General features: G+C 34.2%; 14 protein-coding genes and 1 pseudogene. 8 read left to right on the forward strand and 7 right to left on the reverse strand.

Annotated features, from left to right (window positions below):
- The first annotated feature begins 22 nt into the window (after nucleotides 1–22).
- Both ACLBWW_RS23290 and ACLBWW_RS23295 read left to right on the forward strand, forming a co-directional pair.
- Entirely contained in the window at nucleotides 23–1,777 is a 1,755-nt protein-coding gene (locus ACLBWW_RS23290) for an ABC transporter ATP-binding protein (RefSeq protein ID WP_447614266.1), read from the forward strand.
- Nucleotides 1,770–3,566 (forward strand): ABC transporter ATP-binding protein, encoded by a 1,797-nt coding sequence (locus ACLBWW_RS23295; protein ID WP_447614267.1) that lies wholly within the window; start codon nucleotides 1,770–1,772, stop codon nucleotides 3,564–3,566. The genes ACLBWW_RS23290 and ACLBWW_RS23295 overlap by 8 nt, the downstream gene beginning before the upstream one ends.
- A gap of 750 nt (nucleotides 3,567–4,316) precedes the next feature.
- Here ACLBWW_RS23295 and ACLBWW_RS23300 read toward each other — a convergent pair.
- Both ACLBWW_RS23300 and ACLBWW_RS23305 read right to left on the reverse strand, forming a co-directional pair.
- Entirely contained in the window at nucleotides 4,317–5,102 is a 786-nt protein-coding gene (locus ACLBWW_RS23300; protein ID WP_098068859.1) for a sulfotransferase family 2 domain-containing protein, read from the reverse strand.
- Nucleotides 5,103–5,279: 177 nt separating this feature from the next.
- Nucleotides 5,280–5,966: a CPBP family glutamic-type intramembrane protease gene (locus ACLBWW_RS23305; protein ID WP_098132870.1), complete on the reverse strand. Its 687-nt coding sequence runs from the start codon at nucleotides 5,964–5,966 to the stop codon at nucleotides 5,280–5,282.
- A gap of 411 nt (nucleotides 5,967–6,377) precedes the next feature.
- Here ACLBWW_RS23305 and ACLBWW_RS23310 point away from each other — a divergent pair, with 411 nt between their 5' ends.
- Nucleotides 6,378–6,527, forward strand: coding sequence for a hypothetical protein (locus tag ACLBWW_RS23310; protein WP_176518836.1), 150 nt, complete (start codon nucleotides 6,378–6,380; stop codon nucleotides 6,525–6,527).
- Between the two features lie 298 nt (nucleotides 6,528–6,825).
- On the opposite strand, the gene ACLBWW_RS23315 is transcribed toward ACLBWW_RS23310, so the two are convergent.
- A complete protein-coding gene (locus tag ACLBWW_RS23315; protein WP_447614268.1) occupies nucleotides 6,826–7,086 on the reverse strand; it encodes a hypothetical protein in 261 nt (86 codons plus the stop codon).
- 283 nt (nucleotides 7,087–7,369) lie between these two features.
- Between ACLBWW_RS23315 and ACLBWW_RS23320 the strand changes: the two are divergent.
- Together ACLBWW_RS23320 and ACLBWW_RS23325 are read left to right on the forward strand one after the other, a co-directional pair.
- Nucleotides 7,370–7,886 (forward strand): annotated as a pseudogene (locus ACLBWW_RS23320) (N-acetylmuramoyl-L-alanine amidase); the annotation flags it as partial.
- Nucleotides 7,887–7,978: 92 nt separating this feature from the next.
- A complete protein-coding gene (locus tag ACLBWW_RS23325; protein ID WP_371400338.1) occupies nucleotides 7,979–8,107 on the forward strand; it encodes an N-acetylmuramoyl-L-alanine amidase C-terminal domain-containing protein in 129 nt (42 codons plus the stop codon).
- A gap of 219 nt (nucleotides 8,108–8,326) precedes the next feature.
- On the opposite strand, the gene ACLBWW_RS23330 is transcribed toward ACLBWW_RS23325, so the two are convergent.
- The gene (locus ACLBWW_RS23330; protein ID WP_048546797.1) at nucleotides 8,327–8,911 is read right to left on the reverse strand and encodes a LysE family transporter; all 585 of its coding nucleotides are present in this window, start codon (nucleotides 8,909–8,911) and stop codon (nucleotides 8,327–8,329) included.
- Between the two features lie 59 nt (nucleotides 8,912–8,970).
- On the opposite strand from ACLBWW_RS23330, the gene ACLBWW_RS23335 reads away from it, so the two are divergent.
- Nucleotides 8,971–9,585, forward strand: a complete 615-nt coding sequence (locus ACLBWW_RS23335) for a helix-turn-helix domain-containing protein (RefSeq protein ID WP_095205742.1) — start codon at nucleotides 8,971–8,973, stop codon at nucleotides 9,583–9,585.
- 406 nt (nucleotides 9,586–9,991) lie between these two features.
- On the opposite strand, the gene ACLBWW_RS23340 is transcribed toward ACLBWW_RS23335, so the two are convergent.
- Nucleotides 9,992–10,525, reverse strand: coding sequence for a BclA C-terminal domain-containing protein (locus tag ACLBWW_RS23340; protein ID WP_098222796.1), 534 nt, complete (start codon nucleotides 10,523–10,525; stop codon nucleotides 9,992–9,994).
- Nucleotides 10,526–10,733: 208 nt separating this feature from the next.
- On the opposite strand from ACLBWW_RS23340, the gene ACLBWW_RS23345 reads away from it, so the two are divergent.
- The gene (locus ACLBWW_RS23345; protein WP_447614269.1) at nucleotides 10,734–11,861 is read left to right on the forward strand and encodes a DUF4183 domain-containing protein; all 1,128 of its coding nucleotides are present in this window, start codon (nucleotides 10,734–10,736) and stop codon (nucleotides 11,859–11,861) included.
- A 60-nt stretch (nucleotides 11,862–11,921) separates the two neighbouring features.
- Here ACLBWW_RS23345 and ACLBWW_RS23350 read toward each other — a convergent pair whose 3' ends face one another.
- Nucleotides 11,922–12,212, reverse strand: a complete 291-nt coding sequence (locus ACLBWW_RS23350; RefSeq protein ID WP_001121646.1) for a DUF4183 domain-containing protein — start codon at nucleotides 12,210–12,212, stop codon at nucleotides 11,922–11,924.
- A gap of 452 nt (nucleotides 12,213–12,664) precedes the next feature.
- Here ACLBWW_RS23350 and ACLBWW_RS23355 point away from each other — a divergent pair, with 452 nt between their 5' ends.
- Nucleotides 12,665–13,963 carry an exosporium glycoprotein BclB-related protein gene (locus tag ACLBWW_RS23355; protein ID WP_098630426.1) on the forward strand — a complete coding sequence of 433 codons (1,299 nt, stop codon included), beginning with the start codon at nucleotides 12,665–12,667 and terminating at the stop codon, nucleotides 13,961–13,963.
- 578 nt (nucleotides 13,964–14,541) lie between these two features.
- Here the strand turns inward: ACLBWW_RS23355 and ACLBWW_RS23360 are convergent.
- The gene (locus ACLBWW_RS23360; RefSeq protein WP_048546825.1) at nucleotides 14,542–15,174 is read right to left on the reverse strand and encodes a cupin domain-containing protein; all 633 of its coding nucleotides are present in this window, start codon (nucleotides 15,172–15,174) and stop codon (nucleotides 14,542–14,544) included.
- Nucleotides 15,175–15,251: the final 77 nt, after the last annotated feature.

The following is a 15,251-nucleotide window of genomic DNA, read 5'->3' on the forward strand; positions in this document are numbered from 1 at the left end:
ATAGGGAAAAAGGAGATTAAGTATGAAATCATTTCGCGAATTATTACAGTATTTAAAACCATATTTGTTCTTCGCAATTATTGGACCGCTATTTATGGTACTTGAGGTTGCGATGGACTTAATTCAACCGACTATTATGCAACATATTATTGATGTTGGGATAGCAAATCGTGATTTGAATTATGTAATAAAAATGGGGCTTCTTATGATAGGAGCTGCAGCACTCGGTTTAGTTGGAGGACTTGGGTGTATGATGTATTCTACAAAAGCAGCTGTTAATTTCGCTACAGATATACGAAAAGATGTATTTGCGAAAATAGAAACATTTTCAAGTGAAAATCGTGATTCGTTTGGAACTGGAAAGTTATTAACGATTGTGACAAATGATGTTACTTCTATTCAAGCAGCGATGACGATGACATTACGTGTACTTGTTCGTGGTCCTTTGTTATTTATCGGAAGTATAATAATTGTTTTTGTAACAGCACGTGAGTTATTTCCTATATTACTTGTGGTTGTTCCAATTTTATTACTTGCGATTATATTCATTGCAAGTAAAGCGAGCGGAACGTTCAAAAAAGTGCAAGAAGCATTAGATAAAGTGAATACAAAGCTACAAGAAAATTTATCTGGAGTACGTGTTATTAAAGCGTATGTAAGACAAAAATATGAAATTACTCAGTTTGGAGATGTTAATACAAATTTAACGAAGATAAATATTCGAGCGGTGCAGCTTATTTCCATAATGATGCCAATCATTATGTTAGTTGTAAGCGGCGGGATTGTCGCAACATTATGGATTGGTGGAGAAAAAGTATTTGATGGAACGCTTCAAGTAGGAGCTATTTTAGCGTTTATAAACTATTTGAATATTATTTTAATGTCACTTATGTCTATAAGTATGGTATTTATGCAAATCGCGCGAGCATTTCCATCTGCGGATCGTGTACAGCAAGTTTTAAATACTGAGGCTGATATTACGACGGAAACAAATGCGGTTGCACCTAAGCAAATCGAGGGAGAAATTGACTTTAAAAATGTTAGTTATAGTTACACGAAAAATAATGAATATGTTTTAAAAGATATTTCATTTAACATATGTAAAGGTGAAAAAGTAGGAATTATCGGTTCTACAGGAAGTGGTAAATCTACTTTAGCAAAACTGTTACCGCGTTTATACGATGTTGATCAAGGGGAAGTATGCATTGATGGAATAAATGTTAGAGCATACGATTTACAAAAACTTCGTGCTTCTATCGGGTTTGTACCTCAAAAGGCATTATTGTTTTCAGGTAGCATAGAAGAGAACTTACGTTATGGTAAAGAAAATGCAACGAATGACGAACTGGAAGTAGCGGCTTCATCAGCTTGTGCGACTGAGTTTATTAACAAGTTGGAAGATTCATATCAATATCATTTAACACAAGGTGCAACGAATTTATCAGGTGGACAAAAACAACGTGTATCAATTGCAAGGGCACTTGTGAGAAAGCCATCCATTCTTATATTAGATGATTCTACATCAGCAGTTGATGCGAAATCAGAATCTAACATCCAATCGGCATTAAGAACAGAATATAAAGGAACAACAACATTATTAATTGCCTCTAAAATCTCATCTATAATAGATGCTGATAAAATTCTCGTTTTAGATAACGGTGAATTAGTTGGTGATGGTACACATGAAGAATTGTTAGAACAATGTGAGGTATATCAAGAAATTTATCTTTCCCAAGGTGGCAATTTACATAAAGAAGGTGGGAAAGAACATGCGTAATTTTCAAGGGCAATTTGCTAATAAAGGTGGGCGTAACGCGCCTAAAATGGGTGAAGCTAGAAACACAAAAGGAACTGTATTGCGAGTATGGAACTATATGGGGTATCAAAAGGCTGCTCTTACGTTCGTTATATTTTTAGTATTTGTTACGACGTTACTTGGGTTATTAGGTCCTTATTTAATGGGAGTAATTATAGATCAATATATTGTACCGAAAGATTTAAGCGGTACGGCGAGAATGTGTTTGTTACTTATCGCGATTTACGGTGTAACAGTATTGTTAACTTGGTTACAAACATTTGTCATGGTTAATGTTGCATTAAAAACGATACAAAAAATACGACAAGATATTTTTGAGAAAATCCAAACGCTTTCTTTACGTTTTTTTGATGTACGTTCGCAAGGGGATTTAATGAGTCGTGTGACAAATGATATAGATAATTTGAATCAAGCGTTGACACAAAGTGTGGTACAAATTATTTCATCTGCATTAACCTTTATAGGTGTAACGATTGCGATGTTCGCATTAGATTGGATATTGGCGATTGTTACTTTAATTACAGTACCTATTATGTTTTTCGTTACAAAAAAACTAGTTGCTTATAGTGGTAAAAACTTTGCGAAGCGACAAAAAGATTTAGGAGAATTAAATGGTTTTATTGAGGAAGCTATAACAGGAGCGGATGTTACAACGTTATACGGGAAAGAAAAAGAAACTGTACAAAATTTCAATAAAATTAATGAACAACTAAGAATTTCAGCTACGAAGGCGGATACATTTTCAGCTTTTATTTTTCCGAGTATGAACTTTATTAATAACTTAGGTATGGGACTTGTAATTGGGACTGGATCAATTATGGTTTTAAATGGAATGACAACAGTAGGTGTCATTGCGGCTTTTATTAATTATTCTCGTCAATTCTCAAGACCACTAAGTCAATTCGCCACTTTAATGAATACAATTCAAGCGGCAGTTGCTGGTGGAGAACGTGTCTTTGAAATTATGGATGAAGTACCAGAAATTCAAAATAAAAAAGATGCATGCATTGTACAAAATTTACAAGGGCATGTTGCACTCGAGAATGTTTCATTTGGTTATGAGGAAAATAAAACGATTTTAAAAGAAGTGAGTCTTAAGGCACAGCCAGGGGAGACAATTGCTTTAGTTGGTCCAACTGGATCGGGCAAAACAACAATCATTAATTTGCTAACTCGCTTTTACGATATACAGCAAGGGCAAATTCATATCGATGGAAAAGATATAAAAGATTATGATATTAATTCGTTGCGGAGTAAAATAGGAGTAGTTTTACAAGATACGTACTTATTTGCTGGGACGATTATGGATAATATTCGTTATGGTCGATTAGATGCTTGTGATGATGAAGTAATCAATGCAGCTAAGGCAGCATCTGCACATTCTTTTATTAAACATTTACCGAATCAATATGAAACAAAAATTGCTTCAGAAGGATCGAATTTAAGTCAAGGACAAAAACAACTTCTTGCGATTGCGCGGGCGATTTTAGCAGATGCAGATATATTAATTCTCGACGAAGCAACATCAAATATTGATACGAGAACAGAATTGCAAATTCAAGAAGGACTAAATAATTTAATGAAAGGTCGAACAAGTTTTGTAATCGCTCATCGATTGAAAACGATTGAAAAAGCTGATCAAATCCTAGTTATAAAAGATGGAAGTATTATGGAAAGAGGGAATCATGAATCTCTTATGGAAGATAGAGGATTTTACTTTGACCTATATACGAGTCAGTTTAAAATTTAATAAGAACTTTGATATGATGCGGTTTCTCTAGATAGTAGAAATCGCATTTTTATATTTGTAAACATTACTATCCAAATATTCGTTCACTAAATGTCTTAACTATGTCTTTCTTGCATCCACGGTAAAACATGTGAATAGCGGTTTAAGGTTATGAAAATATCTTTATGCCCCAACTGTTCACGTGCAATTTTGTGATGTACAAATTGTTTCCAAAAAAGTATTGCATGAGTAAGACGTTAACCATTAAAATTCAGATTTTATTTAATAAGCCTTAAAAATATCATGAAATCCACCACGACAACCCCATGTACCTCTTTTGGTGGCTAATAACTAAATCTCAATCCATATTCACTTGACCAAGTCTTAATTTATCAGTGTTTATTATAATTTTATGTTTTTATCATGCTTCAATTGTTTTTTTATCAATTGGGACTAATCGCTTTGAACTTGAAGTTTTTGTATCTAATACCAGTTGATTATTCGGGTTTAAAGTTTGACTAATAACGAGTAAAAAGCGTTCATTATGAGTGTTTTATGTTTTTATATAATAGTGAACTAATTGAACTTTGATTACACAACGGCAGTGGAACAAATAGAGCGAAAGACGGCAACCTTAAAGAGTGTTTCACGTTATATTTATACGTTTTAATGATTTAACAGATAATACAATTTGAATGTTATTAAAAAAGACACTGTTTCCAGTGTCTCAACTTATTACGAGAGTTTTATGAGGAAACTACAATTAGAAAATCACTTATTTTTTAAAGGAGTTAATGGGTAATTGTACGTGCTAAAATCTTTATTAAAAATATCCTGTACTAATTGGATAGTTTCATGATCATAAAAACTATCGTATGTTGGGAGGCGTGGGAATAAAGGGTCGGTAATATCAGCATCTGCAAAATCACCCCTAAAAATCGCCCTGTCCTTCTGATGATGCCATGATTTAGTTAGTATGTGTAAAGGAGAAGTTTTTAATTGATATGTTTGTTCTAAGCGCACAATTTCAGTAGAGAAATTTTCAAGGTAGATATATTTTGTGACAAACTCCTCCTCAGCTGGTTCATATTGCTGCATTAAATGTGGATCTACTTGTTCTAAATCTATCATTTTCGCTTTTAAATAGTAGAGAAAGATTTTAAATGAAATAGGCTTATTACAAAATTCATTACCATAATAAAAATGCCGAATAGGATTCCATGCTGGGTTTTCTATGTGAGGGGGGGCAATTAGTGAAAAGAATGAACTTACAGCTCTTGTATAAGGGTTTCTCACTAATTTATAGGAATCTTTTCCATTTGTATATAAAGCGGCAGCTAGTTCAATAAAGTAGTCGGAGGAGTTTTTATATATTTCATTTTCATAATTATGGATGAAGGAATCGTATTTTATGGCTTGTTTAAATAAATTTATCTGATAAAAAAACCAATGTGCAAGTGAAGTACATCCACTTTTCTGACTCCAAAATAAAATCAAAGGGAAGTTAGAGTTAAAGTGCGGAACGCGTCCGTATTTAATAATATTTGCAAAAGACATAGTTAGCCTCCATTCAATTATGTCAATTATTTTTAATTTATGAATAAACAACTCGGTATATGAATAAGAGAAGGGAAGTAGAATAGATAATTTAAAACAATATAACTTTGGAATAAAAGCGTTATTTTATAGGGGTGTGAAAAGAGGACTTTTGAAAAGTGCTCCTGAATCATTATTTTAGCGTAGGACGGAAAATAATAATGCTGCTATGAATGGTGTGAAATCAAATAAGATATGTGTGATAGAACTGGCCCATAATGAATTAGCTTTAAATGCAACCCAGTTAAGTGGCAATCTAGCTAAACCAATAACAAAGAAAATTTGAACGAGGTTACCGTTATATGTAGAATAATGTGCCAAACCAAAAAAGAATGCTCCAATAATTGTAACAATAATCATTGATCGTTTCTCATTTACTCTATGTTTTTTCAAAAAGTATATTGCTAGTATAGATGGAATTAAAACGAAACATTCTTCACCGATTAAACTAAATATAATATCTATAGCGTTATAGATGAATTGTGCAGCTGTGTTGTCTACGAAAATATTAGTCGCTCCGTTAGCAGCAACCGGAAAGTCAAAACCATATGTGATTACTACTGCAACAAGTGAGCTTTGGACTGCATTCCATATATAACCAATTAAAATAAATTTAATTGCTCCTTTTTGGAGGGGACTAAACGCTGACTTAATTCCGTATGTACCATAGTTTAAATATAGAGAAATGAAACCAGCAAGGGCTATAAATGTAAAACTGAATGGTAGACTAGCATAAACCAAACCTACGTAAGCAATAAGAATTAAAAAGATACCAATAATTACAGTTAAAGTGCTAATAGGTCTTCTGTCGTAAAGACTGTTCATTGAGTTTTCCTCCTGCTCTGTTAATCAAATTCCAAAAATATGAAATTTAACTTTTATTATATGACGGAGGTAACAAATTTAAAACAATATATGAATAATGTGAATTTATTCATGAAAATAAACCTTTTTTCATAAACAAGAAGGCGGTTGTTTCCGCAACCACCTTTTTATAAAACAAAGCACTTTTTCAGAAATAAAATATGAATGATTTCTAAAAAGGTTATAGGATTTAATCCTATTTTCATAACTCCAGTGACTAGCTTAATTTTTAAGAAAGGAATGACTATATTATATGAAAGCTTGTTTAACAGGGTTACAAATAAAAAAACAGCTAGCAAAAGCTAACTGCTCTCTAAATGGGATGAAGTAAAAGTTCAGCAGAGCAGATCGAACGGAGGGGAGCCGTATCGTATGAATCAATCAATTGTCATTTTTTTGAAGACATCGATAAAAAAAGATACGATGACTTGTGGTGAAAGAGCTGAAAAACTACAAAGCATTGTGCACCCGTATGAAGAATCAAGAAGAACAGGGAAATCAGCGGAAAGAGAGTATTTATAATCTAGTACGTTTATACTTTGAAAAACTAGTTAAGCAAGGAGAAATAAAGGAAGTAAAAAGAAGCAGAAGAAAAAGATATAGAAATAGATGATTCGGTAAAAAGTAACCATTTGGGTGCTTTTTCTTTTACACAAAACAAATGGAATCAATGAACGAAAAAACAGCGATGTATGAGATTAGTATACTAGTCAGTTTTAAATTTAATATAGTGCGGTTTCTCTAGGAAGGAGAAACCGCATTTTTATATTTATAAAGTTAATTAGAAATATAGACTTGAAATTTTTAGATATACGAATGGTTAGCAAAAAATAGCAACTTCAGTGCCAGATGGAAGAAGTAATTTACGTGGTACTGTAATAATCTCAAGAGCCATCTGGGCTGAATAGAGATGTATTGGAGTTAACTCTAAGGCGTGAGTTAATAATAATATAAAGCTTGTTAGGATTGCAAAGCTCCCCCCAAAGAAACTTTTTGACATGTTACGGAAATCTTTTATTAAGGAAAAGGAAGAAAAAAATGCTGTAACAATGAGTATTAAAAATTTATATTTATCGGCCATTAAACCCCTCCTAAAGAACAGTAGCTTATATTATAACGTATTTTTGTGTATTATAATAAAAAGATTTTGAAATTAACAGTTTAAATGCGTAAAAACCGCAACTTGAAAATTTTAGTTGTGGTTTTTATTTATGAGTCCTTTGTTTTAGAGAATAGATAATCTAGAATTAAAAATTTAAAAATAGATTAGTGCCCTTATTATTGTTTGCTGGAGCTTTACTTGATATTTGGCCGGACAATAAGACGAGCTTTGGATATATTAATAAAAAAGGGGATGTTGAACAATGGCTAGATATAGTTTACATGGAGGTCACAATAGTATTGTACAGGGTGCAAATTATGGGAATCGGAAAGAACATATTATGGATCGCCAAGTTAAGGATGCAGTTGTTGCTAAATTAAGAGCATTAGGGCATACAGTTTATGATGATACTGATGAAGTAGGGACAACACAAGCGCAAAATTTAAATAACATTGTATCTAAAACAAACTCACATGATGTAGACTTAGTAGTTTCATTTCATTTAAACTCATATGATACGAATGCTAATGGTGTTGAAGTACTGTATTAAGACCAACAAGCTTTATCAGCAAAGATAGCAGCGCAACTTTCAAAAGATATTGGCTGGTCAAATCGTGGCGCGAAGGAGCAAAAAGACCTTTATGTATTAGCGAATACGAAAGCACCTGCAATCTTAATTGAACTTGGATTTATTGATAATGAAGCAGATATGGCAAAATGGGATCCAGATAAGATTGCTAATTCAATTGTATATGCATTAACGGGGCAATCTGGTGGGACAACTCCGCCAGCCCAAAAAAATATCATTCAATCAGGAGCTTTTTCACCATATGAAACACCCGATGTAATGGGAGCATTAACGTCACTAAAAATGACAGCTAACTTCATCTTACAATCTGATGGTTTAACATATTTTATCTCTGAACCAACTTCAGATACGCAACTTAAAGGAATGACAGATTATCTTGATCGTAAAGGCTGGTGGTATGAAGTTAAGTAAAGATTTTAGTTTAGTGGAACAGAATATTTAAAAATCAATAGTCCGAAAAAGAGGATTACTTATAATGAGTAATCCTCTTTTAAAATTTTTATCTCGTATGAATAAGGTTAGATATAGGAGACGCTCGCCTTGAAAATTGATAAGTAATGCATGTAAGTGGGAAATTCATTGGGCATCGTAGCAATATTTTTAAAAAGAAAAGAAATTTAGAATTTGAATTTAATTGATTACAATTGAAATAGCACTGAAAACTAATAAAACGGCCATAATGATGTTAAATGATTTAGTATGTTTTAATAAAAGTTTTTGGAACATGGAACCAAATAAGCTCCAACTAAATGTGCTCATTAATCCAACTACACCTAGAAATAATGAGAAAAGTAGAAAACTTGAATATGAATTATAGTAAGGGAGAATAAAAGTTGACACTACAGTCAGCCCGAATAGTATCCCTTTAGGATTGACAAATTGAAGAAAAATCCCCACTGTAAATAAGTTTTTATTATGTTTTTCATCGGAATCTGTACTAGTTTTACTAGTGAGTATTTTAAAAGCTAAATATAGCATGTATGCTACACCTAAAATTTTTAAAGGGAATTCGATTATGGGTAGGATATTAATTAGTACAATATTAAAGAAGCTACATAAGGAAGTGAGGATGAAAAACCCGAAAGCTACTCCAAAACAAAATTGCATACTCCTTTTTAAACCATGTTGATTGGCGTATGTCATAGCTAAAAAATTGTTAGGTCCGGGTGTGAAGCTACTTATAAAAACAAATAACAAAAAAGAAAATATAGGCATTTCAAAACCCCCTAAATATTTAGTGTGTGTTATAATGACCGAAAAGAACAATATAACGTGTGCTTTTTATTATACATAACGGTCGTTATATTGTATATAGTATAGGGGTGTTTCTTATGGAAGAAATTCAACTTATTTTAGCAAAAAATTTAAAAACAATACGTGAAAAAGAGAAAATGAGTTTAGAAAAGGTCTCTCAATTAACAGGTGTGAGTAAAACGATGATTGGACAAATTGAACGAGGAGAGTCAAGCCCAACATTAACAACGATATGGAAAATCGCTAATGGTTTGAAAGTGTCTTTTACTTCTTTAATCAATAATCCGCAACCAGATACGAAAGTTGTTTTACGAAATGATGTACAAGTATTATCAGAAGACAATGGGAGATATAAAGTGTATCCTTCCTTTCCTTTTCAAGATGATAGGAACTTTGAAATCTATACGGTTGAAATTGAAACGGAAGGAAAATTAAGTTCGGAAGGCCATAAAGAAGGGACCGAAGAATTTATTACGGTGTTTGAAGGGGAATTGACAATTGAAATAAATGATTGTCAATATAAATTAAATAGCGGGGATGCAATTCGCTTTAAGGCGGATAAATCGCACTCGTATTATAATTCCGGACGAACGCTAACTCGGTTAAGTATGACCATTTATTATCTAACTTCATAAACTTGCGATTACTTTAAGAATATAAAGAAATGTGTGTTGATAAACCATCTATAAGAGATGGTTTTATTTTATGAATTCATAAAAAAAAGACACTCGTTTGAGTGTCAACATAGTATTGCTCTCGCGTATAGGATTGGAGTAGGTTTATCAAATACATATTGAGATGGTTCGCAATTGATAAACTGTCTTCTTACTCAATGTAACATTGGCAGGGAGAAGTGTAAATTGATAATATATATACGGAAAATTTAGTATAGATAATTTCTACTATCAATATAGTACAAATTGTTTTTATTGCTTAATCACTGTCGTGAAATTATTGAAATATTATTAGATTTAGGAATGACGTAATAGTTACTACTTTAGCAGCTAAGAATGTTTATTATAAAAAAGAATGAATCATTTATTAATCGATTCGTATAATTGTTAAAGAGGCACCTGTTGAACCACCTCCAACTAAATTAACTATGGATAATACGCCGAATAGTTGAAGGGAAATTGTATTACCAGCAATTAAATTGGTTATTAAATTATTATTATAATTTGAAGTTGATATTGCGGGTGAAAAAATAGATCCGGGAAGTGGAGTCGAAGAGTTTAATAGTAGCCTTGTACCAGCAAGTAGTGCAGTTGTAGTATTAACTTGGTAGGTTAAATAATATCTCCGAGTAACAGGAATTGTAAATATATCATTTGTAGCGTTCACTGTAAAATTACCGAGACTTTGGTTATTAGAAAGTGGAATATTAGTTCCACCTAATATGACTGAGATGGGACCACCTAACGTATTATTAGCGAACATAGAGTTTGTTGTAATAATGGGACCAGTAATGCCTGTGGGACCAGTAGGACCTGTAAGTCTGTATGGAAGAATAATTTCAAGAGCCAGTGATAATAGTTCTTTTTTTATTTTTTCATTCTTATCTTGAATATAAATCACCTCATTTTTAAATTAGAACGTAACCGATTTAGTATTTTGAAATGGACCTATCATTTTATTATATTAATACTACTAGCTATAGCAACGGTAAAAGTTTATTATATGTAAAAGTCATTTTAGTATGAAAAAGTAGTTATAGAATTTTTCCAAAATGATAGATGTTATATTTTGTTAATTAGTAAACAAAAATGTGGAATGAGGTATTAAATTGAACCGCAATGACAAATTATCGTTGAATAAAGGTATGATAAGATCTGAAAATATTGGACCTACCTTTCCAGTTCTTCCGCCAATTTATATTCCAACGGGAGCAACAGGTCCAACGGGAGTAACAGGTCCAACGGGAGTAACAGGTCCAACGGGAGTAACAGGTCCAACGGGAGCAACAGGTCCAACGGGAGCAACAGGTCCAACGGGAGTAACAGGTCCAACGGGAGCAACAGGTCCAACGGGAGTAACAGGCCCAACGGGAGTAACAGGCCCAACGGGAGTAACAGGAACAACGGGAGCAACAGGTCCAACGGGAGCAACAGGAACAACGGGAGTAACAGGCCCAACGGGAGTAACAGGCCCAACGGGAGTAACAGGCCCAACGGGAGCAACAGGAACAACGGGAGTAACAGGTCCAACGGGAGTAACAGGCCCAACGGGAGCAACAGGTCCAACGGGAGTAACAGGAACAACGGGAGCAACAGGAACAACGGGAGCAACAGGCCCAACGGGAGTAACAGGTCCAACGGGAGTAACAGGTCCAACGGGAGTAACAGGTCCAACGGGAATAACAGGAACAACGGGAGCAACAGGTCCAACGGGAGTAACAGGAACAACTGGAATAACAGGCCCAACGGGAGTAACAGGTCCAACGGGAATAACAGGTCCAACGGGAGTAACAGGAACACCGGGAGCAACAGGTCCAACGGGAGTAACAGGAACACCGGGAGCAACAGGTCCAACGGGAGTAACAGGAACACCGGGAGCAACAGGTTCAACGGGAGTAACAGGAACAACGGGAGCAACAGGAACAACGGGAGCAACAGGCTCAACAGGTTCAACGGGTCCAACGGGAGTTATTGGTCCCATAACAACAACTAATTTATTATTTTACACTTTTTCAGATGGAGAAAAACTTATATATACAGATTCAGATGGGATAGCTCAATATGGTACAACACACATATTACCTCCTGATGAGGTTTCCTATATTAATTTGTTTATTAATGGAATACTTCAACCACAACCATTATATCTGGTTAGTAATGGTCAGCTAACTTTATTGGATAATCAACCACCTACGCAAGGTTCTTCAATTATTTTGCAATTCATCATTATTAATTAAAAAAGACAGATTCTTAAATAAAAAGAATCTGTCTTTTTGTTCTACATTAAAGTAGTTAAACTAAGTGACGATAAATTCAATTGTAATTGGAATTCCGCCGTCTAATGCATCTCCGCCAGGAATTGTAATAGCACCAGTAGGTCCAGTAGTAATACTGGAGTTCACACTAGGTTGAAGAATGCCGTTTACATAAAAGTTGTAATACGTAAAAGTCGGAAAAGCAGTTGCAGTAGTACCAGCATCGTTTAAACAAGCTGTAGCAGCAATTGCAAAAGCTGCACCTGTTCCTGTTCCAGCTCCTAGTGTAGATGTAAATCTTCTAGATGCCATAAATGGTTGGATGATTGGCAATTAATTCTCACCTCCTAAATTATTTTTTGAACGAATTATAGAATAACTTGTCCGATATATTGTATGAGAGTTTTCTATAATAGAAACGGCTTCTTAATTATTGAGAGAACATAATTTTAGTAAAGATATTGTTACTTATCTGAAAAGATGGTGTTGTTACTTGTTGGTTATATGCAAATGCTTAGTTTTAATATTTAAATTAAAATGTGCTTTTGGACCTAAGAGATAAACGTGGAAAATTAAAATAAACTCTTAAGTTTAGGTGTTTAATCTAAGCAGTCAATTATTAAAAACATATAATTAATATGTGAGTCATGAACATAATTAAATATCGTTTTTTCAGTTTAATTATAATTCATGTTTCCTATTTTAAGTGACTGAAACCTATACGCAATTTTATAGTTCTTATAATAGGAAAACACTCAAATATAAGATAAGTAAGGAGGAAATAAATGTCACATAACAATTGTTTTGGTCATAACAACTGCAATAATCCGATTGTTTTCACTCCAGATTGTTGTAACAATCCACAAACGGTTCCAATTACTAGCGAACAATTAGGAAGATTAATAACTTTACTAAACTCTTTAATTGCGGCTATTGCAGCGTTTTTTGCAAATCCAAGTGATGCAAACAGATTAGCTTTACTCAATTTGTTTACTCAACTATTGAACTTACTAAATGAATTAGCACCTTCTCCAGAAGGGAATTTCTTAAAACAATTAATTCAAAGTATTATTAACTTACTACAATCTCCTAACCCAGACCTAGGTCAATTACTTTCTTTATTACAACAATTCTTCAGTGCTCTTGCACCATTCTTCTTCTCTTTAATTATTGATCCTGCAAGCTTACAACTTCTATTAAACTTATTAGTTCAACTAATTGGTGCTACTCCAGGAGGTGGCCCAACAGGTCCAACAGGTCCAACAGGTCCAGGAGGCGGAGCAACAGGAGCAACAGGAGCAACAGGGGCAACGGGAGCAACAGGCCCGACAGGAGCGACAGGAGCAGGAGTAACAGGCCCAACGGGAGCAACAGGAGCAACAGGAGCGACAGGCCCAACAGGTCCAACGGGAGACACAGGAGTAGCAGGCCCAACAGGTCCAACGGGAGACACAGGAGCAACAGGAGCGACAGGCCCAACAGGAGACACAGGCCCGACAGGAGCAACAGGCCCAACAGGTCCAACGGGAGACACAGGTCCAACAGGAGCAACGGGAGCAACAGGATTAACAGGAGCAACTGGTGCAACAGGTGGCGGAGCTATTATTCCATTCGCTTCAGGTACAACACCATCTGCGTTAGTTAACGCATTAATAGCTAATACAGGAACTCTTCTTGGATTTGGATTTAGTCAGCCTGGCATAGCTTTAACGGGTGGAACAAGTATCACATTAGCGTTAGGTATAGGTGATTATGCATTTGTAGCACCACGTGCAGGAACTATTACGTCATTAGCAGGTTTCTTTAGTGCAACAGCTGCATTAGCTCCATTATCACCTGTTCAAGTGCAGATACAAATATTAACTGCACCAGCAGCGAGTAATACGTTTACAGTACAGGGCGCACCTTTATTATTAGCACCAGCATTTGCTGTAATAGCGATTGGTGCTACAGCATCGGGAATCATTCCTGAAGCTATTCCAGTAGCTGCTGGAGATAAAATACTGTTATATGTTTCATTAACAGCAGCAAGTCCAATAGCTGCAGTTGCTGGATTTGTAAGTGCAGGTATTAATATCGAATAACTTGTGGTAATGTATTCTGTATATAGCCCTTCCTAATTTTATTAGGAAGGGCTATATTTTATGGGAAGATAGGTGATAAATCAAAATGTATGATTTATACTTTAATATTTATGGAATAAGTTAAATGATTTGAAAAAATTACCTATAAATAAAAAAGATGAATTCTATTAAAAATAGAATTCATCCATTTCATAAATGGTATACAAGGGAAGAAAGTTATTTATCGTGAGCGTTGAAATGTTATAGTTCAAATTAGTAATAAACTATTTGTTTTTATTACAGTTACATCCTTTTTTCTTTACATAGCCTTGCTCGGCTAAATCTCTTTGTGATTGGGAATTGGAAGATTGAGAATTCGAAGACTGAGAGGATGCTGATGAACTACTATTTTTATTATTAGAGTAGTTTTTTCGATAGTTATAATTACTCATAGTACTATCACCTCCAATTAGATATATAAATATTATATGTATGTACTCTATTAATTGTTACGAAAAAAATAGGAATGGTGGATATACAATAAAAAATCTCCTACGTATTTTCCGAGGAGATCAATAATTGTCTATTAATGAAATAAATTAATATCCCCAGTAAAGAGGGAAATAGTATGAATCTTGGTAATATAAATTTTGTTGTTGATTAGGAGGATGAGTTGGTGGGTTTATCATTCCTCGGTTTTTATTACAGTTTGCTGGAGGACCAATTACTGTAGTGGATTGAATAGGGGATATCGCTTGTTTCCATTGTTGTTCATCGAGACAGTAAGTATGAGCCATCATATTAGCGGGAGTTAATCTTAAAATATCAGAACCAAAAATAACTTCTGGGGTTGGGGCATTGAAAATAGCTAATAAGTGAGTACCATCTGCTGTAGCAATTTCATAATGCCACCACGCTTGTGGAATGTTGGCAACTTGCCCTGGTTTTATCGGTAAGTTTAATATTTGGTTTGTAAAAGGATTAAGTAAGGAAACAACAGCAGATCCTGAAATACAGTAAACAAGTTCAGCTGCATTTTGATGAATATGTGGCTCTACAACATTTCCTGTACTTAAATAGATATCTAATAAAGAAGTATTTTCTAAAGTATTTAATTGTTTTATGCCAAGTACGTTTATATAATTTTGGGCATCTTTCTTAAAAAAATTACTTTTATTTAAATCATGAGTGAAATTGGTTGAGGGGGAAGTATAGTCGATATTAGAAGTCATTTGTATTACCCGCCTTTCTTATATTTTCATGCAATTTGAATTTAGGATATGAGTCTAGTTATTGAAATGTGAAAGCG

The organism is Bacillus sp. M5A3_1b, from assembly GCF_053345335.1.